The sequence below is a fragment of the Streptomyces sp. NPDC058691 genome (assembly GCF_042714775.1).
GTDB lineage: Bacteria > Actinomycetota > Actinomycetes > Streptomycetales > Streptomycetaceae > Actinacidiphila.
Map to the genome: position 1 here is coordinate 1 of NZ_JBHXSO010000015.1, position 23,093 is coordinate 23,093.

Genomic DNA, 23,093 nt, shown 5'->3' on the forward strand with positions numbered 1-23,093 from the left:
GGGTCGGGGGTCAGATCGGCCTGAGCCGGCAGGTCCATCGAGGTGGGGACGTCGGCCTCGATACGGTCCAGGACGAACGTGCCCGCCTTCTGCTGCGAGACGCTGGTGTTGATCCCCTGGAAACCCGAGATCGCGATCGGGAACTTCGTGCCCGCCGGGACCTGGAACGTCGCATACTGCCAGTCACTGCCGGCATTCAGGCCGGTGCCGTAGATGCCGTTGCTCTTGCCGGCCGAGTCCGTGTACGCGATGTAGGTGAGGCCGCTGGGCACGCTGATGCTGGACTTGAGCCGCACCCGCAGGCGCAGCGGCTGGCCGGGCACCGAGACGCGCTGGGCCGACGACGCCGAGGTGATGCCGACGTTGCGCATCGCGTTGAAGTCGATCCGCAGGCCCTCGGGGGCCTTGGAGAACGTCGTGGCCGCGGTGCTGTTGTTGCGCCAGCGGGCCAGCACGTCGTCGTCGAAGTCGTAGACCGTCTTGGTCTGCACGCCGATCGTGATCGGCAGCTGCGCCGACACACCATCGACCGAGATCTTCAGGATCGTGCTCGCGTTGGCGAGCGGGGTGATCCGCAGCTTGCCGCCCACGGACTTGATGTCCACGACATCGTGGTCGTAGTCCAGCGAGAGGTCCTGCGGGTCGATCGGGGCCGTGTAACCCTCGCCGTCGCGGCCGGTCACCGAGACGGTGGTCGCGTCGTCGGGCGTCGCGGAGGCGATCGACAGGAGCTGGGAGGACGGCTCGACGCTGGTCAGCGGGCCGAGGACGGAGACCGTCCCGTGCGCCTGCACGTCACCCGCGGTCGCGTCGACCGTGACCGGGCCGTGCGCCTGGGGCGCCGTGAGCGTGTCGCCCTCGACGGTCGCCTCACGCGCGGACCACTGCACGGAGTCGGAGTCCACCGTCACCGGCGTCTGGTGGTTGTCGACACCCGCCGCGGAAAGCACGCGGTGCAGCCCCGGGAAGACCTTCACATCGCCGTCGGCCGACGCCGCACCGGGCGCGGGCTTGACGACGAGCTGGTGCAGCTTGCCGTCGCCCTTCGCGACGAACACGCCGACGCCGTTGGGGTCGTTGCGCTCGTGGCCGTCGGACGGGACGTTGCGGACGGTCGCGTCGTCGTCGCCCAGCCCGCGGGCGACCATGGTGGACGAGCCGCCGCCGTCGAGGTTGACCGCGGTCTCCACGCCCATCGCGGCGAGGTCACGGGCTTCCTTGTCGATCCCGATGCCGCCCTTGCCGGTGCCGCCCGGGCCGTCCCAGGTGGCGAGGACGAGCGTCTTGCCGCCGTCCTTGAAGCCGAGCGCGGTGCGCGGGGCGATCGACGGGTCGAGGCCCTTGACGGGCTGACCGCCGGTGACGATGGTGCCACCGTGACCGATCGCGAACTGCATCGTCTTGGCAACGTTGTCAGCGAGCGAGTAGCTGAGTTCCGCCGGGTCGCCGGGCTGCAGCGCGCGGATCGCGGCCGCCGAGGCGCCGCGGCCGACGAGCACGAAGGCGTCGTCCGGGATCGCTCCAGAGCCCGCGGGACCGTTGGGGGTGACCGACACGACCGTGCCGTTCTTGACCAGGACCTCGGCGATCTGGTCGTTGGCGACGGCCGTCAGGCCGCTGTTGCGGCTGTAGGTGCCCCACGCGGGCGTGAACGCGACCATGCCGTCGACGGGGATGCCGCCGCCGTTCGCGGCGTTGATCGACAGGACTTTGTGGTCCGCGCCAGCGAACTTCGCCGTCGTGTTGACGGTCAGGTCCACGAGCTGGGCGACGCCGTCCTTGCTGACACCGACGTGCTTGCGGCCGCCGGAGATGTCGGCGGTCTTGACGAGCTGTCCGTTCTGGACCTCGCCGCCGAGCGCCGCGTTGGAGTTGCCGATGTCGAAGAAGTCGCCGTTCACGCCCGCGACGGCGCCGGCCTGGTTGACGGCCGTGCTGAGCGGCCCGCCGGAGGCGACCGGTCCGGAGCTGAGCAGATCCGTGCCGACCGCGCTGTTGGACAGGTCGACGGTCAGGAACTGCGCGTCGTACCAGCCCTTCTGGTCGACCGCCTTCACGTGCTGCAGGCCGATCCCCGGACCGATCTTCTCGGACGTGTTGATCAGCGGGATGCCGCCGGTGACGGGCGCGGGCCGGCTGCTGTCCGCGTACGCCACGGCAGGCGCGGCCGCCAGCGCGGTCGCCGTGGCGAGCACCACGAGCAGTGGCCTTGCACGCCGATGGTTCAAGACCATCATTTTCATGGAAACCTCGGGTCCTGAAGGGACACGGAGGCAACGCCTCCGCTACGCCCATGTCGATCATGGGTGCGGACCCGATTAGAGAGATCCAGTGAAGAGTGCACATGACATCTTCACGATCGGGCAGTGAACCCTGGCTGTGAGCTTGGGTCACCGGTCCACGGCCTGATGCTCCGTCAGAGACGGTGACGAAAAGCGTTCTGCATGGCCAGGCCATTCAACATATGTGTAATGAGTGGGAGTTGACATCACCCCACCGGCCGGCCCGGCGGCACGTCTCTGTTACTGTCCCCGCCGACAGGCCACTTCGGGGGCTCGGATCGACCGGCCGCGCCCATGGAATCACTCTTCGGCGGAGGAACGCATGGGAGAGGCCGTTGTCGTCGGTGCCGGGCCCACGGGCCTGTGGCTGGCGGCGGAGCTGTGCATGGCGGGCGTCGACGTGACGGTCGTCGAGAAGCGCGAGGAGCGTTTTCCCCATTCGAAGGGGTTCACGATCCACCCGCGGACCATGGAGATCTGGGCGTCGCGCGGAATCGGCCACCTCTTCCTCGACGAGGGCAGGAAGATCCCGAACTCCCATTTCGGCCTGCTAGACCGCCGCGTCGACTTCAGCACGCTGGACACCCCCTTCCCCCACATCCTCGTACTGGGGCAGCCGAGGGTGGAGGAACTGCTCGAGCAGCACGCCCTGAGGCTGGGCGTGGACATCAGGCGTGGACACTGCTTCGCCGGCCTGACGCAGGATGCCGATTCGGTGGTGGCCCGTGTGGAGACCGCGGGCGGGCAGTACACGCTGGAGGCCGACTACCTGGTCGGGTGCGACGGCGCCGCGAGCGAGGTCCGCAAGGCCGTCGGTATCGGCTTCCCTGGGACGGACTCCACCGCGTACACCTGGATCGCCGACGTCACCCTCGACGACCCGCCCGACGTTCCGTACTTCCAGCGGAACAGCGCCGCGGGCCAGGCACTCATCGTGCCCATGGGCAACGGCGTCCACCGCGTCGGCGGGGTCAACGCGGGCGAGGAGGGCGAGGACGACTGGACGGAACATGCCGGGGCGGAGGAGCTGCGCGTCCGCCTGGCGGCCATAGCCGGCTCGGACTTCGGCCTCCGCGATCCCCTCTGGGTGTCGCGGACGGGATCGGCCAACCGGCTCGCGGAGCGCTACCGGTGCGGGCGCGTCCTTCTGGCCGGGGACGCCGCTCACCGCATCTTCCCCGTCGGCGGCCTGGGCTTGAACGTCGGTCTCCAGGACGCCTGGAACCTGGGGTGGAAGCTCGCGGCCACGCTGCGGGACTGGGCGCCGGACGGTCTGCTGGAGACCTACCACGACGAACGCCACGCGGCCGGTGTCTCCCTGATGGAACTCGTCCGCGCGCAGACGTCGCTCATGACCGACTTCAGACCGGATCTGCTGTCCCTGCGGGCGGTGCTGAACCGGGCCATAGCCGACGTGCCCGCGTTCTCCTCGTCGCTGGCGATGGAGATGTCCGGGCTCGCCGTCGCCTATCCGCCGGGCGGAGAGCCCCATCCGCTCGTCGGCCACCGGGCCCCGGACCTCCGGCTCTCCGACGGCAGGGGGCTCTTCTCGGTTCTCGCCCCCGACCGGTACGTCCTGCTCATGGCCTCGAAGGCGGACGCGGAGGCCGCGTCCTTCCTCCCGGCCACCGCGCCCCGGCCTCAGGTACTGACGGTGGTCACGGACGAGCCCGGTGGCGCCCGGCCGGAGTGGGACCGGCTCCGCGCCGCGCTGATCCGTCCGGACGGCCACGTCGCCTGGGCCTCGCAGACCCGCGACGGCGCGACGCTCACGGCTGCCGCGACGGACGCGGTCGCCGCGGTCCGGCGGACCGGCACACCTGGGCGATGAACCGGCACCGCAACGGCGGACCGGCAACTGTCCTGACGGTGGCAGCCGTTACCCTGCCCGGGTGACGACGCAATCGAACACGCCGGCGGGCTGGTACACGGACCCGCACGGCGGTCAGAATCTGCTGCGCTACTGGGACGGATCCCAGTGGACGGAGCACACCCACGCGGGGCAGCAGCCCCCCGCGCCCACCAAGGAGAACCCCTGGGAGCTGGGGGTCGACGGCGGCCACGATCCCTCGCGCATCCAGCGGCAGGTGCAGCAGCAGGCGGGCCTCGCCGCGGGCGCCGCGGGCGGCGGCACCCTGTTCAGCGAGCCGGTCCTCGTGGTCAACCAGAAGGCCAAGCTCATCGAGCTGAACAACGAGTACAGCGTGTTCGACCAGAACGGCGGCCGGCTCGGCTCGGTGATCCAGGTCGGCCAGAGCACCGCGCGCAAGGTGCTGCGCTTCGTCTCCAGCGTCGACCAGTTCCTGTCGGTCCGCCTGGAGGTGCGCGACGCGCACGGGCAGCCGCAGCTGCTGCTCACCCGGCCGGCGAAGTTCATCAAGTCGAAGGTCGTCGTGCAGCGCCCGGACGGCACGACGCTCGGCGAGATCGTCCAGCAGAACGCCATCGGCAAGATCAACTTCGCGTTCGAGGTGAACGGCCAGAAGATCGGCGCCATCAAGGCGGAGAACTGGCGGGCCTGGAACTTCGCGATCGTCGACCACGCCGGGACCGAGGTGGCCCGCATCACCAAGACGTGGGAGGGCCTGGCGAAGACGATGTTCACCACGGCCGACAACTACGTGCTGCAGATCCACCGCCAACTGCCGGAACCCCTGCTCAGCATGGTCGTCGCCTCGGCGCTCACGGTCGACACCGCGCTCAAGCAGGACTCGCGCGGACTGGGCTGACCGGTGCCCGCGATACGGTGCCGGGCCGCGCGGAGCCGGCACCGTATCGGGACAGAACCGGACAGGTGACCCCTGCGAAGGACCCTCCCGAACAACAGCGCGCGCGAAGGCACTAGCATGCCTCGCCATGAGCACTGCCGAAGGCCCCGCACCCGGCCTGCCCGTTCGAATGCCGCGCCCCCGCCAGCCCGGGCGGCACCGGCGACCGGAAACGCTGACCACGCCCGAGGGCGCCCCCGCGCTGGTCCTTGCCGTGCCCGGTACGCCTTCCCCCGCGATACGCAGCCTGGCTGAGGAGATCGTCAGCATCGCGCGCATCGAGCTGGCCGGTCTCGACCCCCGCGTCGGCTACGTCGACGGTGACGGCGATGAGTACCCCTCGCTGGAGTCCGTGCTGGCCCAGGCGGCCACCGAGCGCGGCACCGACTCGCCCGCGGCGATCGTGGTCCCGCTGCTGGCAGGCCCGGAGCCCTCGGTGATGCGCCGGCTGCGGCAGGCCGTGATGGACAGCCGCTCCGCGGCCGAGGTCACCGATGTGCTCGGCCCGCACCCCCTGCTGGCCGAGGCGCTGCACGTGCGCCTGTCCGAGGCGAATCTGGCGCGTGCCGACCGCGCCCGGCTGTTCACGGTCGCCACGGCGGCCGACGGCATCATCCTGGCCACCGTGGGCGGCGAGGAGGCGGTCCAGGCCGCCGGGGTGACCGGTCTGCTGCTCGCCGCGCGGCTCGCCGTGCCGGTGCTGCCCGCCGCTCTGGACATCGAGGGCTCGATCGCCGAGGCCGCCGACCAGCTGCGTTCCTCCGGCTCGCTGACCCTGGCCCTGGCGCCGTACGTGGTCGGCCCGGAGGTGGCCCCCGAGGTGCTGCACGACGCGGGCAAGGAGGCCGGCTGCTCGGCCGCCGACGCGCTCGGCCCCTACCCGGCGATCGGCAAGCTCGTGGTGGCCAAGTACACGACCGCCCTGGGCATCCCCCAGTCGCCGGAGGGCGCCCCGATGCCCTGACGGCATACGCGTACGACGACGGCGTGGTGGCGTCGCCCCGGGCTCCGGGGCGGCACCACCACGCCGTTCTTCGTGTCGCGGACGTCTCGGACGTCTACGGGCCGGGGGCCGTCAGCCGAAGACGACGCAGGAGGCGGCGGGAACGGGCAGCGAGCCGGCGAGCTTGGGCGTGCCGGTGGCCGGGTCCACGTCGAACCAGCTGACGTCGCCCGAGCGTTCGTTGGCGGCGTACAGCCGCGTGCCCGCCGGGTCGAGGGTCAGGTGGCGGGGCCAGTCGCCCCCGCAGTCGACCGTCTCCAGCAGTTCGAGCGTGTCGCCGCTGTCGTCGAGGGAGAGCACGGCGATGCTGTTGTGGCCCCGGTTGGCGGCCCACGCGAAGCGGCCGTCGGGCGAGACGACCAGCTCGGAGGGGTAGTTGGGTCCCGTGGCGTCCTCGGGCAGTACGGAGACCTCCGCGATCGGCTTCAGCCGTCCCACCTCGGCGTCCCAGTGACAGACGGTCACGACGGAGGCCAGCTCGTTCATGATGTAGGCGCGGTCGCCGCGCGGATGGAACGTCAGGTGGCGCGGACCACTGCCGGACCGCAGGCCCATCTCCCGCTCGATCTCCAGCTCGCCCGTGGCGGCGTCGAGTTCGCACACCCGCACCGAGTCGGTGCCGAGGTCCACGGTGAGTACCCAGCGGCCGGCCGGGTCCGGCAGCACCATGTGGGCGTGCGGGCCGGTCTGCCGGTCCGGGTCGGGGCCGTCGCCCTCGTGCTCCATCACGTGCCGGGTCGCGCCGAGCGCCCCCTCGCCGTCGACGGGCAGCACGCTGATCGTGCCGGTGCCGTAGTTGGCGGTCAGCAGGTGGCCCTGGTGCAGGCACAGGTGGGTCGGCGAGCCGCCGCCCACCGGCACGGCCGCGCCGAGGAGTTCGGGGTGCGCGGGGTCGCTCAGCGAGTACGCGGCCGCGGCGCCGTTCTGCGGGTGCTCGACCACCGTGTAGAGGCGCGTGCGGTCCTCGGAGATGACGAGGAAGGACGGGTCGTCCACCGCGGCGTCGGCATGCAGCGCGGTCAGCGCTCCCGAGTCGGGGTCGACGGCCGCGGTGGTCAGCCCTTTGCCGCCCGCCGAGGTGAACGACCCGATGTAAACGTGCCCGGCCACTGCCGTACCTCTTCCACTGGTTGTACGTACGGCGGCTGAGAGTAACGCAGTGGCCGGAAACCGCTCCCGGTGCCCCCGTCACACCATCGCTTCGCCGCGGGCGAGGGCGAGCGCCTGCGGATGGTGGACGTACGCCGGGGTCCGTTCCCCGGTCTCGTAGTAGCGGTGGAACACGCCGGTCGCCGATCCCGACATCGGCGGCACGATCCACGACCAGTCGGCGGGCACGGTACGGCCCCTGCGCTCCTCGCGGTCGATGTGGGCGAGGAAGCGGCGGGACTCGGTGTGGTGGTCGGTGACGGTGGCGCCCGCGAGGTCGAAGGAGTGCAGCACCGCGCGGTTCAGCTCGACCAGGGCCCGGTCGCGCCACAGCGTGCGGTCCCGGGCCGTGTCCAGGCCGAGCGCCTGCGCGACGCGCGGGAGCAGGTCGTAGCGGTCGGTGTCGGCGAGGTTGCGGGCACCGATCTCGGTGCCCATGTACCAGCCGTTGAAGGGCGCGGCGGGATAGCAGACGCCGCCGATCTCCAGGCACATGCAGGAGATCGCCGGCACCGCGTGCCAGCGCAGCCCCCAGTCCGCGAGCCAGTCGAACTCCGGGTGTACGATGGGGACTTCGAACACCGCCTCGTCCGGCAGCCCGAAGCATCGCGGCTGCCCGCCGCCGGCGCCCTGGACGATGAGCGGCAGTACGTCGAAGGGCGTGCCGGCGCCGCCCGACCAGCCGAGGCGCACGGCCGCCTCGGTGATGCCGGTGTTGAGCGGATCGCCGACCACGGTGCCGTCCGGCGCGCGGTGGCCCGCGTAGCGGATCAACTGCTCGTTCCAGATCCGCGGGCCCTGCCGCTCGGGGGAATCCGGGGCGAAGACGGTGATGAGGGGGCGTATGCGGCCCTCGTTGGTGGCGGCCCGCAGATGGGCCACGGCCTCCGAGGCGACGCCTTCCGCGGTCGTGACGTGGCGCCGGTCGCGCACCTGCAGGGAGTTCCAGTACAGCCGGCCTATGCAGCGGGTGTTGTTCCGCCAGGCCACGCGGGCGCCAAAGACCAGTTCCTCGCGCGTGTGCCGGTACGTGCCCGTCTCCTCGATCTCGGCGAGCACCGCGGCCAGCCTGCCCCCCGGGTCCCCCGCCGCGGGGAACTCCGCGTGGAACAGCCGCACGAAGTCCGCGGCCCGGGCCCGTATGTCGGCGTCCTTACCCGTTCCGCCGTCCTCGTCCCGCTCCCCCGCCGGCTGCTCGTCCCCCGGCGCGGGGTGCCCGGCCGGGCACCCTCCCGTCGCCGCCTCCGGTTCCTCCATCCGCATGTGCTGCACTTCGGCGGGGGCGCGGCCAGCCCCCGCCGACGTCCGCTGATTCGTTCCTCCTGCACGGCGCAGAAACCCCAGCACGCCACGTACCCCCAAAGACGGTTCCCGCGCGGGCCGTGTCCCGTGACGGCCCGCGTATCGGACGTGAGATGGAACCGGTCTACTGCGAAGCCGGAACGTTCCATCCCGTCTTCCCGGGGTGGATACGACGCGAAACGGCGCGGATTGACTACGCGCGGGGCTGCGGGTGATTGCCTTGTGTCATCACTCGACAGCAGTGCGTGTCGATGCGTCTGCGGCGCACGGGCCGGACCGGGACGATGGTGCGCCGGACCGGTGGCCCATGCCGGAACACCCATTCGGCGTATATTGACAAGAAATGCGGGCATACCGAGACACAGCGGTTATTTGCCGCCTTCACAACGCCAGACGAACCTACTCACCGGATCCGCCCCGGAAGGGGCTCGAGTCGTATCCGACCCGTCCGGAGGAGGACGCGATGAGGGACGTGGCGAGCAAGCGGGACGTGGACGACCGTCCCGCGATCATCGAGCAGGTCGTGACACTCGACGTCAACGGCCGGTCGTACACCCTGCGCCTGGACACCCGGGTGACGCTGCTGGACGCCCTGCGGGACCGGCTGGGCCTGGTGGGCACGAAGAAGGGTTGCGACCAGGGCGCCTGCGGCGCGTGCACGGTCCACCTGGACGGCAGGAGAGTGCTGTCCTGTCTGACCCTGGCCGCCCAGGCCGAGGGCCGGGCGGTCACCACCATCGAGGGCATCGCCGGCGCGGACGGGCCGCACCCGGTGCAGCAGGCGTTCATGGACCACGACGGCTTCCAGTGCGGCTTCTGCACTCCGGGCCAGATCATGTCCGCGGTGGCGCTGGCGGCCGAGGGCCGGACCGGCTCCGACGAGGAGATCCGCGAGTTCATGAGCGGCAACCTGTGCCGCTGCGGTGCCTATCCCAACATCGTGGCCGCGATACGCGACGCGGCGTCCGCGGGAGGTCACGATGCGCACCTTTGAGTACGTGCGGGCCACGGCCACCCAGGAGGCGGTACGGCTGCTGGCGGACGACCCGGCGGCGGCCTGCCTGGCGGGCGGCACGACGCAGCTCGACCTGATGAAGGACGGGGTCCTGGAGCCCCCGCGGCTGATCGACATCACCCGGCTCCCCCTGCACGGCATCGAGCGCCGCGGTGAAGCCCTCCACGTGGGGGCGCTCGCCACCATGGAGGAGCTGGCCGCCGACGCCACGGTGGCCGAGCGGCTGCCCATGGTGCGCGAAGCCCTGCTGATGGGCGCGTCGGTGCAGTTGCGGAACATGGCCACCATCGGCGGCAACCTGCTCCAGCGCACACGGTGCCGCTACTTCCGCGACCCCGCGGTCGTCGCATGCAACAAGCGCTCGCCGGGCTCGGGTTGCGGCGCGGTGGAGGGCGCGGCGCGCATGCACGCCGTGCTCGGCGCGAGCGAGCGGTGCATCGCGCTGCACGCCTCGGACCTCGCCGTCGCCCTGGTGGCGCTCGACGCGGTCGTGCACATCCAGGGGCCGACCGACCGCCGCACCGTGCCGCTGACGGAGTTCTACTTCACCGCCGACGAGAGCCCCGAGCGCGAGAACGTCCTGGAGCACGCCGAGCTGATCACCGAGGTCGAGATCCCGCTGCCGCCGCCGTCCGCCCTGTCGGGCTACCTCAAGGTGCGCGACCGGATGAGCTACGAGTTCGCCCTCACCTCGGCCGCGGTGCTGCTCGTCCTGGACGGCGGCACGATCCACCAGGCGCGGGTCGGGCTCGGCGGGGTGGGGTCGAAACCCTGGCGGGCCTACGAGGCGGAGCACGTGCTGACCGGCGCGCCGGCCACCACGGCCACCTTCACGGACGCGGCCGAGGCGACCATGCGCGACGCCTGGACCGTCCCGGGCACGGCGTTCAAGGTACCGCTCGCCCGGCGCACCCTCGTCCGCGAACTTCAGACAGTGTCAGGAGTGACGGCATGAGCACCGTCGAGAGCAGGCCACTGGTCGGTGCGGGCATCAACCGGGTCGACGGACCTCGCAAGGTCACCGGCAGCGCCCCATACCCGATGGACTTCAACGTCCCGGGGCAGACTTACGGCGCCCTGGTGCAGAGCACGATCGCCGCGGGCCGGATCGTCCGCATGCACACCGAGGCGGCCGAGAGCGCTCCCGGTGTGATCGGGGTGCTCACCCACGAGAACGCCCTTGAGGTCGGGACGGGACCGATGACGGTGCTCGGGGCGTCGCCGGCGGCCCCGCTGCGGAACGACCGGATCATCCACCACGGGCAGCACATCGCCTTCGTGGTGGCGGAGACCCCGGAGCAGGCGAGCGCCGCGGCGCGCCTGGTGCGGGCCGACTACGAGGCCGCGGAGCCCATGTTCGACCTCCAGGACCCCCGTGCCGAGCAACTGGCCGACCCCTGGGGCATGGACCACTCCCGTGGCGACGCCGCCGCGGCACTGGAGTCCGCCGAGGTGACACTGCGGGCCACGTACACCACCCCGGACAACACCAACAACCCGCTCGGGCTGTTCGCCACCCTGGCCGTGTGGGAGGGCGACACCCTGACCGTCCACGACACCAGCCAGTGGCCCTCGATGGTGCGCACCACCCTCGCCATGGCCTTCGGCATCCCCGAGAGCTCGGTACGGGTCCTGGTGCCCTACGTCGGCGGCGGCTTCGGCGCCGGGCTGCGCGCGTGGCCGCACGTGGTCCTCACCGCCATGGCCGCCCGGATGCTGAAGCGCCCGGTCAAGCTGGTCCTGACCCGGCCCCAGATGTTCACCTCCATCGGGCACCGCCCGCACAGCGTGCAAACGCTCCAGCTCGGCGCCACGCGCGACGGCGAACTGGTCGCCATCGACCACCGCAGCCTCATCTCCCTGGGCATGGAGGACGGCGACTACGAGCCGTTCACCTCGGGAACCGCCTTCGCCTACCGGTGTCCCAATGTGACCACCAAGGACCGGCAGGCCCGGATCAACATCGCCATGCCGACGTCCATGCGCGCCCCGGCCGAGGCGCAGGGCAACTTCGCGGTGGAGTCGGCCCTGGACGAACTGGCGTACTCCCTGGGCATGGACCCGCTGGAGCTCCGGGTGCGCAACCACACCGACGTCGACCCGCGCAACGGGCTGCCCTGGTCCGGCAAGGCGATCCTGGAGTGCTACGAGGTCGGGGCGCGCCGCTTCGGGTGGTCCGACCGGAACCCCGAACCGCGCTCCATGCGCGACGGGAACTGGCTCATCGGTTACGGCATGGCCAGCGCGATGTTCCCGTACTTCGCGACGCCCTGCATGGCCGAGGCCACGGTCAACCGCGACGGCAGCGCTTTCGTGCGCAGCGCGGCGACCGACATCGGCACCGGCACGTACACCGTGATGGCCCAGCTGTCCGCGCAGGAACTGGGCCTGCCCCTGGAGAAGGTCCGCTTCGACCTCGGCGACTCCGACATGCCCGACTCGATGATGGCGGGCGGCTCCGGCCTGACCGGAGCGCTCGGCAACGCGGTCCACGACGCCTGCCGGCGGCTGATCCGCTCGTTCGCGGAACTCGCGCGCGAGGACGCCGAGTCGCCCCTGATGGGCCTGAACCCCGACGACATGGAGTGCGGCGGCGGCCGGGTCCACCTCGCCGGCCGGCCGGACCGCGGCGAGTCGTACGTGGACATCCTCGCCCGGCACGGGCTGCCCCAGCTCACGGCGACCGGGAGCAGTACCCCGCCGGCCGCCGACGACCTGGGCATGTCCCTCGCCGGCGCCTACGGCGCGAAGTTCGTGGAGGTCAGGGTCGACGCGGACCTCGGGCTCATCCGGGTCGCGCGGGTGGTGTCCGTGATCGACGGCGGCCGCATCCTCAACGCGACGACGGCCAGGAGCCAGATCATCGGCGGGACGGTCGGCGGCATCGGCATGGCGCTGTTCGAGGACACCGTCACCGACCCGCGCACCGGGCGCATCGCCAACGCCACGTTCGCCGACTACCTGCTCGCCGTGAACGCCGACGTGCCGGAGCTGGACGTGGCCTTCGTCGGCGAACCGGACCGCGGTACCCCGACCGGCACCAAGGGTGTGGGCGAGGTCGGCCTGGTCGGCATCCCGCCCGCGATCGCCAACGCCGTGTACCACGCCACCGGAAAGCGCCTCTACCAGCTGCCGATCACGCTCGACGCCCTGCTCTGAGCCGGCCCGTGCCCGCCGACGAGCTGGACGCCCGCATCCTGGCTCTGCTGCTGGAGCGGCCGCGCACGAGCGTGCGCGAATGCGCCCGCGTCCTGGGGATGGCGCGCGGGACGCTGCAGGCCCGCCTTGACCGGATGGAACGCGACGGGGTGATCACGGGCTACGAGCCCCGGCTGTCCCCCGAGGCCCTGGGCTACCGCGTGCTCGCCTTCGTGCACCTGGAGGTCGCCCAGGGGCATCTGGACGACACCGGCAAGGCGCTGGCCGCCGTGCCCGAGATCATCGAGGCCTTCTCCACCACCGGTGGCGGCGATCTGCTGACCCGCGTCGTGGCGCGCGACGCCGCGCACCTGGAGGACGTCATCCAGCGGCTGGCCCAGCTGCCCGGCGTCGTCCGCACCCGCACCGAGGTGGCGCTGCGGGAGCGGGTGCCGCAGCGCCTGCTCCCCCTGGTGGAGGAGGTCGGCAGGGCGGCGGCCGCCCGCACGCCGTGATCGGCGGCTTGGCATGCTGGAGGCATGACGCTCCCCGCCGTGATCTTCGACCTGGACGGCACGCTGGTCGACAGCGAACCGAACTACTTCGAGGCCGGCCGCCGGCTGCTGGCCGCCCACGGGGTCGACGACTTCACCTGGGAGCAGCACGCGCGCTTCATCGGCATCGGCACCCGCGAGACGCTGGAGACCCTGCGCGCCGAGTACGGGCTCAGTGCCTCCGTCCAGGAGCTGCTGGACGCGAAGAACCGGCTCTACCTGCGGCTGGCGCGCGAGGCGACCCACGTCTTCCCCGCGATGCGCGCGTTCGTCGACCTGCTGCGCGCGAAGGGGCACCCGATGGCGGTCGCCTCGGGGTCCTCGCGGGAGGCGATCGAGGCGGTGCTGGCGGGCACCGGGCTGGGCTCGGTGCTGACCACGGTCGTCTCGGCGGAGGAGGTCCCGCGGGGCAAGCCGGAGCCCGACGTCTTCCTGGCGGCGGCCGCGCGCCTCGGGGCCGACCCCGCGGACTGCGTCGTCGTCGAGGACGCCCCGCCCGGCGCGGAGGCGGCGCACCGCGCGGGCATGCGCTGCGTGGCGGTCCCGTACCTGCCGGCGCAGGCGGACGACCCTGCCTTCGCGACGGCCGGGCTGCTGGTCCGCGGTGGGCAGCACGGCTTCGACGCGCGGGCCGTGCACGCCTGGCTGACCGCGTGAGCGCGTAGCCGGGGCGCGCGGCCACGGCCCGTCGCTCGAATGGCGCGCGCGGTCCGCCGGCCTTATTGGTGGTGTGGGGCGCGCGCTCGTCGCCGTCCCCGCCCGCCACGGCCCGCAGCAGGAGGAGGCGGAACGGTGAAGATTGTCGTCGACCTCAACCGGTGCCAGGGATACGCGCAGTGCGCGTTCCTCGCGCCCGACGTGTTCGAGCTCCACGGCGAGGAGGCGCTGCTGTACGACGCGGGTCCCTCGGACGAGGAGTACGACCGGGTGTCCCGCGCCGCGGCCGCCTGCCCCGTTCAGGCGATCCTCGTCGAAGGGCCTGCCCGGGTGGCCGCGGGGGTGGGTTCCCGTGACTGAGCGGCTGACGGACCGGAAGGCCGACGGGCGGACGGACGGGCGGACGGACCGGCTTCCGCCGCCGGAGCGCATCGTGATCGTCGGTGCCTCGCTCGCCGGGCTGCGGGCCGCCGAGGTGCTGCGCGACGAGGGCTTCACCGGGTCGCTGACCATCATCGGCGAGGAGGCCGAACGGCCCTACGACCGCCCGCCGATGTCCAAGGCCGTGCTCCTCGGCCACATGCCCCCCGATCACGCCGCGCTGCCCGCCCGGCGCGAGGTGGACGCCCACTGGCGCCTCGGTGTCCCGGCCACCGGTCTGGACCTGGCCGCGCGGCGGGTGCTGCTGCGCGACGGCAGCCATGTGGAGTACGACCGCGTGCTGATCGCGACGGGCGTCCGGGCCAGGCCCTGGCCGGACGCCGCGCAGGCCTCCCTGGAGGGCGTGTTCACGCTGCGCACCATGGAGGACGCCCGGCAGCTCGTGGGACGCCTGGACGCCGGACCGCGCAGGGTGCTGGTGATCGGCGCCGGCTTCACCGGCTCGGAGATCGCCTCGGTGTGCCGGGAACGCGGCCTCCAGGTGACGGTGGCGGAGCGCGGGCCTGCGCCACTGGTCGGGGCGCTCGGCGGGGTGATCGCCGCCGTCGCCGCGGACCTGCAGCGCGAGCACGGCGTCGACCTGCGGTGCGGGATCACCGTCACCGAGCTGGTGGGGGACGAGGAGGGCCGGCTGCGCTCCGCGCGTCTGTCGGACGGCTCCGTCCTCGACTGCGACGTGGCGGTGGTGGCGCTGGGCGCGGTCCGCAACACCGAGTGGCTGCACGACTCCGGTCTCGGCGCCGGGCCGAAGGGACTCGCGAGCGACGCGGGCTGCCGGGCGTTCGACCTCAACGGGGTCGTGACCGACGACGTGTTCGTGGCCGGCGACGTGGCTCGGACCCCCCACCCGCTGTACGAGTACCAATTGCTGGCCCTGGAGCACTGGGGCAACGCGGTGGCCCAGGCCGAGGTGGCGGCGCACAACATGGTGAACTGCGGCCCGCGGCGGCGCCCGCATCTGGCGGTCCCGGCCTTCTGGTCCAGCCAGTTCGGGGTGAACATCAAGTCGGTCGGCGTGCCGTCGTTCTCCGACGAGGTCGCGGTCGTGCAGGGCTCGGTGGACAAGCGCTCCTTCGTCGCGGTCTACGGCTACCGGGGCCGGCTCACCGCCGCGGTCTCCTTCAACCAGAGCCGCTGGCTGGACTACTACCGCACCCTGATCGAGGCCGCCGCCCCCTTCCCGCCCGACCCCGGCACCTTCGACCGGCCGGAGGAGGTCCTGGTGCAGGCCGCGGACGTGCCCGACCCGTCCCAGCTCTCGCACGGCCCCACGGTCGCGGTCACCGGGCACCTGCCCGACGAGCGCCGCGTGGTCCGCGTCCCCCCGACCGTCCAGGAGGCCCGCGCATGACCAACGAGACGATCCTGAAGCGGATCAACGACTTCGCCAACCGCGCCGACCCGTACCCGCTCTACGCCGAGCTGCGCCGCACCCCCGTGGCGCGCCAGGAGGACGGCGCGTACCTGGTCAGCACATACCGCGAGATCAAGGGCCTGCTGCACGACCCGCGCATCAGCTCCGACCTGAGCCACCGTCTGCCCGGCGACCCGCAGGCGGCCCAGGCCGAGGGGCAGCCGCCGTCCTTCATCCGGATGGACCCGCCGGACCACGACCGGGTGCGCCGGCAGGCCATGCGGCCCTTCGGGCCGCCGCACACCCCGGACCGCATCGCGCGCCTGCACGACGAGATCGCGCGGGTCACCGAGGGCCTGCTCAACTCCCTGGAGGGGCGCAGCCGCATCGACGTCGTGGAGGACTTCGCCTATCCGCTGCCCGTGAGCGTCATCTGCCGGCTGCTGGGCGTGCCGCGCGAGGACGAGCACCGGTTCCGCGCCTGGGCGGACCGCATCGTGTCCTCCACCGGTGTGCGCACCCGCGGCAGCACCTTCAGTGAGGACGACGAACAGGCCCGCAAGGAAGCCATCACCGAGATGGGCGTCTACATGGCGGGGCTGCTGGAGGAGCGCCGCGCCAGCCCCACCGAGGACCTGATGTCCGGGCTGGTCCACGACGACGGCCCGGACGGGCAGATGGCGCCGATGGAGCTGATCGGCAGCATGGTGCTGCTGTTCATCGCCGGCCACGAGACCACCGTCAACCTCATCACCAACGGGATGCTCACGCTGCTGCGTTACCCGGAGGCCCTGGAACGGCTGCGCCGGGAACCGGAGTTGATGCCCTCGGCCGTGGAGGAACTGCTGCGCTTCGAGCCGCCGGTGCACATGCTGCCGCAGCGCACGCCGCTCACCGACATCGAGATCGCGGGCGTCACCGTGCCCAAGGGCTCGCCGCTGATCCTGGTCCTCGCCGCGGGCAACCGCGACCCGGGCCGTTTCGCCGACCCCGACCACTTCGACCCGGCCCGCGCCGACAACCAGCACTTCGGTTTCGGCAGCGGCATCCACAGCTGCTTCGGCGCGCCGCTGGCCCGCCTGGAGACGCAGATCGCGCTCACCGCGATGATCCGCCGGCTGGACAACCCCCGGCTCGCCGAGGACCCGCCCCCGTACCGGCCGAGTCCCGTGCTGCGCGGCCCGCGCCATCTGCGGATCGAGTGCGACGGGGTGCGTGCCTGAGCCGGACGGTGAACGGGCGATGAAGATCGTCCGATCGTCTCCCGTGGTGGGGCCGGTCGCGGGCCGGCGGCCCTATCGTGTCGCAGTGAGAAATCCCAGGCCCAGGGGCACGGCGGTCCTCGTCGTCGGCCTGCTGCTCGCGGCCGTCGCCGTGGGCTGCACGGTCACCCCGCCCGACCTCGACCCCGTCTCGGGGCCCCAGCCGTACGCCGCCACCGCGGGCGCGACCACGGGAACGGCCCCCGGCGCCCCCACGGGAGACCCGGGGCGGCACGCGGCGCCTCCCGCCCCATCACGGCCGCGAGCGGTCGCGTCACCCATGGGTGCCCGGGGCGGTGACAGCGCGGCGCACGCCGAACCGGACTGCGCCGCACGGGATCTGGGCCTGGGCGGCAACTACCCGCGCAAGGCCGTCCTCGGCAATCCCGGGGACGAGGCGATGGACATTTTGCTGAGCAACCGGTCCGGCGCCGCGTGCCTGCTGCGCGGCTGGCCGGGCATCACGTTCTACGGCGAGAACACCATCCTGCACTGCGACGCCGGGTGCAACGACGACGGGTTCATCGACCCGGTGTCACCGCGCCCGCTGTCGGTGACGCGCTATGGGCCCTCCCGGCCCGCTGCCGTCGATCTCGCGCCCGGGCAGAGCACGACATTCAGCCTCGTCTGGAAGTCGGCCACCGAAACGGTCTGCACCGGCGAGGACTTCTACAACCCGCCGTACGGCGCCCACGTCCTGGTCCCCGGCGACTCCGCGGCCCTGGACATCACGCCGCTCGACATCTCCCCCTGCCGGGGGAGAATCGCCGTCACCCCGTTCGGCGTCTCCGGCTGACGGCGCGGCGAGGGCCGCGCCGCCGGCCGGGGAGCTCAGGAGTCCTGCGGCGCAGGCGACAGGTGTTCGGAAGACCGCGGTGCCGTCCCACTGCTGGACCATCCGGTCGGACGAGAGGCAGCCCAGCACCCGGAAGTCGTCCTCGGCCACTCACCGGGCCCGGACGCGCCGGTACTCGGCGACGGACTCGATGCGCTGCGCAGTGGTGTGGAAGACGAAGGTCGCGTCCGGGGCGAAGGCCCGAAAGTAGTCGTCCAGCTGCCCTTCGGCGAAGGCGGCCACGAGGTCGTCGGCGGCTTGGAGCAGTTGAGCCTCATGACCCGCGAACCCTCAACCCAGGAAGCTCAACCGCACCTGGCGGCGGGGGTTGTCCCTGTTGGTGTCCACCAGGACCACGGACTGCCAGGTGCCGAGCTCCAGCGAGCCGCCGACCACCGGAAGGGTCGCGTGCGGCGGGACGAGGGCGGGCAGCACATGGTCACGGCCGTGGCCGGGGCTGCCGTGACGGTGCCGCCAGCGGTCGTCGGCCGGGAGGAGGTCGTGGAGCACGGCGAGCAGGTCGTCGTCGCTGCCGGAGCCGGTCTCGATGACGGCCACACCGGCGGTCGCGTGCGGGACGAAGACGTTGAGCAGGCCGTCGCGGCCGCGCGCCACGTCCCGGAGGAAGTGGGCGCAGGCGGCGGTCAGATCGTGGACGGTCTCGGTGCCGCCGGTGGTCACGTCCACAAGGCGGGTGGTGAAAGCGTCGGCCATGCGTCCATGGTGGCGCAGGGGCGGCACGAACGCGTCCCTGGGGCCGGGGCACCGTTGACGCTCTCCGGGCGCCGTCGCTACGGTCGTCGCCATGATGCGTCCGGTTCTGCTCACCACGCGCGGTCACATCGACCTGCTGCGGGTGGCCTCCGCGGTCTGTCCGTACGACCGCTGACGCCTCGACGCCTGTTTTCCCGGTTCACCGCGTTTTCCGCGTTTTCCGCGTCCATTGTGCGTGCCGTTTCACACAGCGCCTTTGCGCACGACAGGCTCGGGATCTGGCCGAATCCGTAGGCGGGCGCCGGGTGCCGGCCGCCGGATGCGCGCCGTCGGGTACTCCGCCGAACTCGCCACATGCGGGCCGCTGGAGAAGCCGGGCCGCGAATTCCCTGACGGGAGTACCCGCGGCGAGCGCGGGAACGGTGGCCGGGTACGGCCCTCCACGCGGGCAGCCGTACCCTATTGGTCTGGACCACTTCCCCGAACCGGGATAGTGTCCCGTTGCCCGTCCGTGCGCCGAAGGGAACCCACGTGTACGCACCGCACCGCGTCGCCGCCCTCGTCGACGCCTGCCTGCTGCCCGTCCCACGCACCCGGCGGCCACCGGAGTGGCTCCGGCGCGGCCTGGAGCTGGCGGGCGCGGTCACCATCGGCGTCCCCGCGGCGCTGAGCGGCGGGCCCGCCGTGACGGAACTGCTCCGCGACGAGGCCGGGCACGGCGCCGTCGTGATCAGCGAGCCGCTGGACACCGCCGAGGTCGTCGAGGGCTGGGGCGTGCCGGGCGCCGCCGTACTGGCCTGGCTCTCCGGGGTGGACCTGCTCCAGCTCGGTCCCGGCTGCGACGCGGGCGTCCAGGACGCCATCCGCACCGCGGCGGCACGCGCCGTGGCCGACGGCGACCTGCCCCTGGCCCGGCTGGAGGAGGCGGCGGCGCGGGTCGCACGGCTGCGGCGTGAGGCGGCCCCGGGAAGCTTCCCGGCGCCGTCGTAGTTGCTGGAATCGTGAACCACACGGACATCGGCGACATCACCGCCGGCAGGGCAGTCACCTCCGTCGAGGTTGTCGTCATCGGAGCCGGCCAGGCCGGGCTGTCGGGGGCGTACTTCCTGCGCCACGCCGGCATGGTCCCGGACGAGGACTTCGTGGTCCTGGACCACTCCCCCGGACCGGGCGGCGCCTGGCAGTTCCGCTGGCCCACCCTCACCTACGGCAGGGCGCACGGCGTGCACTCCCTGCCCGGGATGGAGCTGGAGGGCGCCGATCCCGAGCGGCCCTCCTCGGAGGTCGTCGCGGAGTACTTCGACCGCTACGAGCGCGCCTTCGACCTGCGCGTCCACCGCCCGGTCGACGTCTCGTCCGTACGGGAGGCGGGTGATGGCCGGCTCCTGGTCGAGACCGATGCCGGCACCTGGTCCACACGTGCCCTGATCAACGCCACCGGCACCTGGGACCGGCCCTTCGTGCCCCACTACCCGGGTCAGGAGACCTTCCGCGGGCGCCAACTGCACACCGCCGGCTACCGCGGCCGCGAGGAGTTCGCCGGCCGGCACGTGATCGTGGTCGGCGGCGGCACCTCCGCCGTGCAATTGCTGATGGAACTGCGTGAGCCGGGCGGCGCGGCCGCCACGACCTGGGTTACCCGGCGGCCGCCGGTCTACCACTCCGGCCCCTTCGGCGAGGAGCAGGGCCGCGCGGCCGTCGCGCTCGTCGAGGAGCGCGTCAAGCAGGGCCTGCCGCCGCAGAGCGTCGTCAGCGTGACCGGACTGCCCATGACGGAGGCCATGCAGCGCGCCCAGGAGCGCGGCATCCTCGTACGGCACCCCATGTTCGACCGCGTCACCCCGGACGGCGTCACCTGGGCCGACGGACACCATGTGCGGGCCGACGCCATCTTGTGGGCCACCGGCTTCCGGGCGGCCCTCGACCACCTGACGCCCCTGCGCCTGCGCGAACCCGGCGGCGGCATCCGCCTTGACGGGCTCACCCAGGCGGCGGCCGACCCCCGCGTCCACCTGATCGGCTACGGCCCCTCCGCCAGCACCATCGGCGCCAACCGTGCCGGCCGCAGCGCGGTCCGGGAGATCCGGGCACTTCTGCGCGCCACCCGCGCGGAGGTGGCCGTGGCAGGCTGAACCCTTCGGGCTCAGCACCCCGCGCGCCCCTTGCCGAGCGTGGAGCCACGGACGACCAACTCCGGCTGGAAGACGATGCGCCGGTGCTCGTGCTCCTCCGCGAGGTCGCCGGTCTCCTCTATGAGCAGGTCGGCGGCCGCCCGGCCCATCCGGTACGCGGGCTGCCGCACCGAGGTCAGCGGCACCGCGGCCGCCGCGGCGAACTCGATGTCGTCGTAACCGACGAGCGCGATCTCCTCGGGCACGGCGATCCCCGCCGCGTACAGCGCCTGGAGAACACCGAGCGCCAGCAGGTCGTTCGCGCAGAAGACCGCCGTGGGCCGGTTCGCCATGCCCAGGATCCGTGCGCCCGCGTCCCGCCCGGAGGCGACGTCGAGCCGGTCGGCCTCGATGTGCGCGAGCGCGTCCGCGGGCAGCCCCGCCGCGGTGAGCGCCGCCAGGGCGCCCGTGCGCCGGTCCTGGCACTGGGCCAGGTGCATGGGGCCGCTCACATAGACGATGCGCTCGTGGCCGCGCTCGATGAGGTGGTCGACGGCCAGCCGGCCGCCCTCGATGTCGTCGACGGACACCGAGCAGGCCTCCGCGCTCGGCACGACACGGTCCACGAACACGAAGGGGATGCCGTGCCGCCGGAACGACTCGATGTTCCGGCCACTGGTGTCCGCGGGCGTGACCAGCACCCCGCGGACCCGCTGCTCCGCGAAGAGCCCCAGGTACTCGGACTCCTCCGCCGGGCTCTCCGCGCTGTTGCAGAGCATCACCCCGAGCCCGGTCTCCCGCGCGGCGCGCTCCGCGCCCGAGGCGACGTCCACGAAGAAGGGGTTGGCCATGTCCAGCACGAGCAGTGCGATGATGCGGCTGTGCCCGGCCCGCAACTGGCGGGCGGACTCGCTGCGGACGTAGCCGAGTTCCTCGATGACCGACAGCACACGCGCGCGCGTGTCCTCGGAGACCATGTCGGGCCGGTTGATGACGTTCGACACCGTTCCGACCGAGACGCCCGCATGCCGAGCGACATCCTTGATCCCCACCATGCGTGTCACGGGTTCCGCCCTACCGCCCTCCGCGACCCGCCGCGGGTCGCGGGTTCATGCTACGCATAGTTGACATCCTCCCCGCCCTGATGGGCGGGGATTCCTGGCTCACGTGGGCTGGGGACCAGCGGTCCGCCAGCTCTTACACGATCGGCACCAGCCGGGTTGAGACCAGCCCGGACCAGCATCACGCGGGCGGAGTTCTTGTCCCTGGGGGACACGGCTCCGCACGCGGTGCAGGTGTAGGTACGTTCCGAAAGAGGAAGTGCGTGCTTGGTTCTCGCTCCGCACGACGCGCAGTCCATTGGTGGTGTGCGCGGGATGCACCAGGCGGACGTCCCGCCCGTGCTTACGACCCATCTCGATCAGAGCCGCCTTCGTCGCACCGATCGCCACATCAGCCGCCTTGCGGGCCATCGTGGACTTCGCCAGGAACTTCGGCCGGAAGTCCTCGACCGCAATCGCATCGTGGTCGGTCACCACGCGCTTGGCCCACTTGCGGGCGGTGTCCTGGCGCCGGCGGGCGATCTTCCTCGACACCTTCGCGGCGGCCCGGCGGGCCTTGCGGTATCCGCCCGTGTCGGGCTTGTTCTTCGGGGTGCGGCGCCGCGCCATCATCTTCTGGTACCGGGCCAGTTTCGCCGCGGCGGTCCTGCCGTGCTGGGCGTGGGGCAGGTCATGGGCGTCGCTGGTCGTGGTCGCAGTTTCGCGTACGCCCCAGTCGATACCGATCACCGCTCCGGTGGCGGGCAGCGGCTGCACCTGGACGGCGACGACGAAGGAGGCGTACCAGTGGCCGCAGCTGTCCCGGTACACGCGCACCGACGTCGGGCTCGCGGGCAGGTCGCGGGACCACACCACCGTCACGGCGATGCCTCCCGCCAGGTGCAGGCGCCCGCTCTTGAGCCGGAAGCCGCGCCGGGTGTAGTTCAGCGTTGGGGCGGCTTGGCGCTTGCGCTTGATGCGGGGCATTCCTGCCCGCTGCCGCATCGGCAGCCGGGCCGTGATGTCCTTCAGGGCCTTGGCGCGGGCCTTCGCGAAGTCCCGGACGGTCTGCTGCTGCGGCACCGAACTGCCTTCCCGCAGCCACGCCATCGACCGCCGGGCCCCGGTCAGCATCCTGTCGAGCTGCGCAGGGCCGCAACCGATCTTCTGCCCGGCACTCTTGTTCAGGCCGTGGACCTTGCGGGACACGGCCACGCACTCGTTCCACACCCACCGGCAGCGCGCCCACTCCGCCCCCAGGGCGGCACGCGCGGTGGACGACACACGCAGCCGGAAGGTGTACCGGGCATGCCCGGACCCCTCCTCGGCCGTCACTGTCGTCGTCATGCTTCGGAACCTAACAGCCCCCACTGACAACGGATGAGAGTGCAGGTCAGAACAGATGCGCAGAGAATTCCGCCGCTTCGCGGCTCCGGCCCAAGGACCCATTCCTCCCCGGCCTGAAGGC

21 protein-coding genes and 1 pseudogene are annotated in these 23,093 nt (G+C 72.2%); 15 read left to right on the forward strand and 7 right to left on the reverse strand.

The window, feature by feature from the left end:
* A partial coding sequence (locus ACFWVC_RS12820; RefSeq protein WP_384283301.1) for a phosphodiester glycosidase family protein occupies positions 1-2,228 on the reverse strand: 2,228 nt, incomplete at its 3' end.
* A 376-nt stretch (positions 2,229-2,604) separates the two neighbouring features.
* On the opposite strand from ACFWVC_RS12820, the gene ACFWVC_RS12825 reads away from it, so the two are divergent.
* From ACFWVC_RS12825 to ACFWVC_RS12835, 3 genes are all read left to right on the forward strand, one after another.
* Positions 2,605-4,113 (forward strand): FAD-dependent monooxygenase, encoded by a 1,509-nt coding sequence (locus tag ACFWVC_RS12825; RefSeq protein ID WP_384283304.1) that lies wholly within the window; start codon positions 2,605-2,607, stop codon positions 4,111-4,113.
* 61 nt (positions 4,114-4,174) lie between these two features.
* Positions 4,175-5,011, forward strand: coding sequence for a phospholipid scramblase-related protein (locus tag ACFWVC_RS12830; RefSeq protein ID WP_384283306.1), 837 nt, complete (start codon positions 4,175-4,177; stop codon positions 5,009-5,011).
* 127 nt (positions 5,012-5,138) lie between these two features.
* Positions 5,139-6,014: a sirohydrochlorin chelatase gene (locus ACFWVC_RS12835; protein WP_384283311.1), complete on the forward strand. Its 876-nt coding sequence runs from the start codon at positions 5,139-5,141 to the stop codon at positions 6,012-6,014.
* A gap of 111 nt (positions 6,015-6,125) precedes the next feature.
* On the opposite strand, the gene ACFWVC_RS12840 is transcribed toward ACFWVC_RS12835, so the two are convergent.
* Both ACFWVC_RS12840 and ACFWVC_RS12845 read right to left on the reverse strand, forming a co-directional pair.
* The gene (locus ACFWVC_RS12840) at positions 6,126-7,163 is read right to left on the reverse strand and encodes a lactonase family protein (RefSeq protein ID WP_384283314.1); all 1,038 of its coding nucleotides are present in this window, start codon (positions 7,161-7,163) and stop codon (positions 6,126-6,128) included.
* Positions 7,164-7,241: 78 nt separating this feature from the next.
* Complete coding sequence (locus ACFWVC_RS12845) at positions 7,242-8,465, reverse strand: nitric oxide synthase oxygenase (RefSeq protein ID WP_384283318.1); 1,224 nt, start codon at positions 8,463-8,465, stop codon at positions 7,242-7,244.
* Between the two features lie 502 nt (positions 8,466-8,967).
* Here ACFWVC_RS12845 and ACFWVC_RS12850 point away from each other — a divergent pair.
* From ACFWVC_RS12850 to ACFWVC_RS12890, 9 genes are all read left to right on the forward strand, one after another.
* Positions 8,968-9,498, forward strand: coding sequence for a (2Fe-2S)-binding protein (locus tag ACFWVC_RS12850; protein WP_384283321.1), 531 nt, complete (start codon positions 8,968-8,970; stop codon positions 9,496-9,498).
* Entirely contained in the window at positions 9,485-10,474 is a 990-nt protein-coding gene (locus ACFWVC_RS12855; protein ID WP_384283324.1) for an FAD binding domain-containing protein, read from the forward strand. Before ACFWVC_RS12850 ends, ACFWVC_RS12855 begins: the two co-directional genes overlap by 14 nt.
* A complete protein-coding gene (locus tag ACFWVC_RS12860) occupies positions 10,471-12,678 on the forward strand; it encodes a xanthine dehydrogenase family protein molybdopterin-binding subunit (protein WP_384283328.1) in 2,208 nt (735 codons plus the stop codon). Before ACFWVC_RS12855 ends, ACFWVC_RS12860 begins: the two co-directional genes overlap by 4 nt.
* 8 nt (positions 12,679-12,686) lie before the next feature.
* Positions 12,687-13,172 carry an Lrp/AsnC family transcriptional regulator gene (locus tag ACFWVC_RS12865; RefSeq protein WP_384283331.1) on the forward strand — a complete coding sequence of 162 codons (486 nt, stop codon included), beginning with the start codon at positions 12,687-12,689 and terminating at the stop codon, positions 13,170-13,172.
* 24 nt (positions 13,173-13,196) lie between these two features.
* Positions 13,197-13,868, forward strand: coding sequence for an HAD family hydrolase (locus ACFWVC_RS12870; protein ID WP_384283335.1), 672 nt, complete (start codon positions 13,197-13,199; stop codon positions 13,866-13,868).
* 135 nt (positions 13,869-14,003) lie between these two features.
* Positions 14,004-14,228 (forward strand): ferredoxin, encoded by a 225-nt coding sequence (locus ACFWVC_RS12875; protein WP_319658186.1) that lies wholly within the window; start codon positions 14,004-14,006, stop codon positions 14,226-14,228.
* Positions 14,229-14,298: 70 nt separating this feature from the next.
* Positions 14,299-15,660 (forward strand): NAD(P)/FAD-dependent oxidoreductase, encoded by a 1,362-nt coding sequence (locus ACFWVC_RS12880; RefSeq protein WP_384283723.1) that lies wholly within the window; start codon positions 14,299-14,301, stop codon positions 15,658-15,660.
* Positions 15,657-16,886: a cytochrome P450 gene (locus tag ACFWVC_RS12885; RefSeq protein ID WP_384283342.1), complete on the forward strand. Its 1,230-nt coding sequence runs from the start codon at positions 15,657-15,659 to the stop codon at positions 16,884-16,886. Before ACFWVC_RS12880 ends, ACFWVC_RS12885 begins: the two co-directional genes overlap by 4 nt.
* A gap of 85 nt (positions 16,887-16,971) precedes the next feature.
* A complete protein-coding gene (locus tag ACFWVC_RS12890; RefSeq protein WP_384283346.1) occupies positions 16,972-17,721 on the forward strand; it encodes a DUF4232 domain-containing protein in 750 nt (249 codons plus the stop codon).
* 150 nt (positions 17,722-17,871) lie between these two features.
* Here the strand turns inward: ACFWVC_RS12890 and ACFWVC_RS12895 are convergent, their stop codons facing one another.
* Both ACFWVC_RS12895 and ACFWVC_RS12900 read right to left on the reverse strand, forming a co-directional pair.
* Positions 17,872-18,003: a hypothetical protein gene (locus tag ACFWVC_RS12895; RefSeq protein WP_384283351.1), complete on the reverse strand. Its 132-nt coding sequence runs from the start codon at positions 18,001-18,003 to the stop codon at positions 17,872-17,874.
* 48 nt (positions 18,004-18,051) lie between these two features.
* Positions 18,052-18,474, reverse strand: coding sequence for a YjbQ family protein (locus ACFWVC_RS12900; RefSeq protein WP_384283354.1), 423 nt, complete (start codon positions 18,472-18,474; stop codon positions 18,052-18,054).
* 94 nt (positions 18,475-18,568) lie between these two features.
* On the opposite strand from ACFWVC_RS12900, the gene ACFWVC_RS12905 reads away from it, so the two are divergent.
* The 3 genes from ACFWVC_RS12905 to ACFWVC_RS12915 all read left to right on the forward strand — a co-directional run bounded on the left by ACFWVC_RS12905 (position 18,569) and on the right by ACFWVC_RS12915 (position 20,606).
* Positions 18,569-18,649: a putative leader peptide gene (locus tag ACFWVC_RS12905; protein ID WP_384283725.1), complete on the forward strand. Its 81-nt coding sequence runs from the start codon at positions 18,569-18,571 to the stop codon at positions 18,647-18,649.
* A gap of 356 nt (positions 18,650-19,005) precedes the next feature.
* Complete coding sequence (locus ACFWVC_RS12910; protein WP_384283357.1) at positions 19,006-19,464, forward strand: hypothetical protein; 459 nt, start codon at positions 19,006-19,008, stop codon at positions 19,462-19,464.
* Positions 19,465-19,475: 11 nt separating this feature from the next.
* Entirely contained in the window at positions 19,476-20,606 is a 1,131-nt protein-coding gene (locus tag ACFWVC_RS12915; RefSeq protein WP_384283360.1) for an NAD(P)-binding domain-containing protein, read from the forward strand.
* A gap of 11 nt (positions 20,607-20,617) precedes the next feature.
* On the opposite strand, the gene ACFWVC_RS12920 is transcribed toward ACFWVC_RS12915, so the two are convergent.
* A complete protein-coding gene (locus tag ACFWVC_RS12920; protein WP_384283727.1) occupies positions 20,618-21,640 on the reverse strand; it encodes a LacI family DNA-binding transcriptional regulator in 1,023 nt (340 codons plus the stop codon).
* 59 nt (positions 21,641-21,699) lie between these two features.
* Positions 21,700-22,972: pseudogene (locus tag ACFWVC_RS12925) on the reverse strand (RNA-guided endonuclease InsQ/TnpB family protein).
* Positions 22,973-23,093: the final 121 nt, after the last annotated feature.

Excerpts from the sequence above, each read along its gene's own strand:
- ACFWVC_RS12825 (WP_384283304.1), top strand. The coding sequence starts at position 2,605 with ATGGGAGAGGCCGTTGTCGTCGGTGCCGGGCCCACGGGCCTGTGGCTG.
- ACFWVC_RS12835 (WP_384283311.1), top strand. The coding sequence starts at position 5,139 with ATGAGCACTGCCGAAGGCCCCGCACCCGGCCTGCCCGTTCGAATGCCG.
- ACFWVC_RS12845 (WP_384283318.1), bottom strand. The coding sequence starts at position 8,465 with ATGCGGATGGAGGAACCGGAGGCGGCGACGGGAGGGTGCCCGGCCGGG.
- ACFWVC_RS12850 (WP_384283321.1), top strand. The coding sequence starts at position 8,968 with ATGAGGGACGTGGCGAGCAAGCGGGACGTGGACGACCGTCCCGCGATC.
- ACFWVC_RS12855 (WP_384283324.1), top strand. The coding sequence starts at position 9,485 with ATGCGCACCTTTGAGTACGTGCGGGCCACGGCCACCCAGGAGGCGGTA.
- ACFWVC_RS12860 (WP_384283328.1), top strand. The coding sequence starts at position 10,471 with ATGAGCACCGTCGAGAGCAGGCCACTGGTCGGTGCGGGCATCAACCGG.
- ACFWVC_RS12870 (WP_384283335.1), top strand. The coding sequence starts at position 13,197 with ATGACGCTCCCCGCCGTGATCTTCGACCTGGACGGCACGCTGGTCGAC.
- ACFWVC_RS12885 (WP_384283342.1), top strand. The coding sequence starts at position 15,657 with ATGACCAACGAGACGATCCTGAAGCGGATCAACGACTTCGCCAACCGC.
- ACFWVC_RS12900 (WP_384283354.1), bottom strand. The coding sequence starts at position 18,474 with ATGGCCGACGCTTTCACCACCCGCCTTGTGGACGTGACCACCGGCGGC.
- ACFWVC_RS12905 (WP_384283725.1), top strand. The coding sequence starts at position 18,569 with ATGCGTCCGGTTCTGCTCACCACGCGCGGTCACATCGACCTGCTGCGG.
- ACFWVC_RS12920 (WP_384283727.1), bottom strand. The coding sequence starts at position 21,640 with ATGGTGGGGATCAAGGATGTCGCTCGGCATGCGGGCGTCTCGGTCGGA.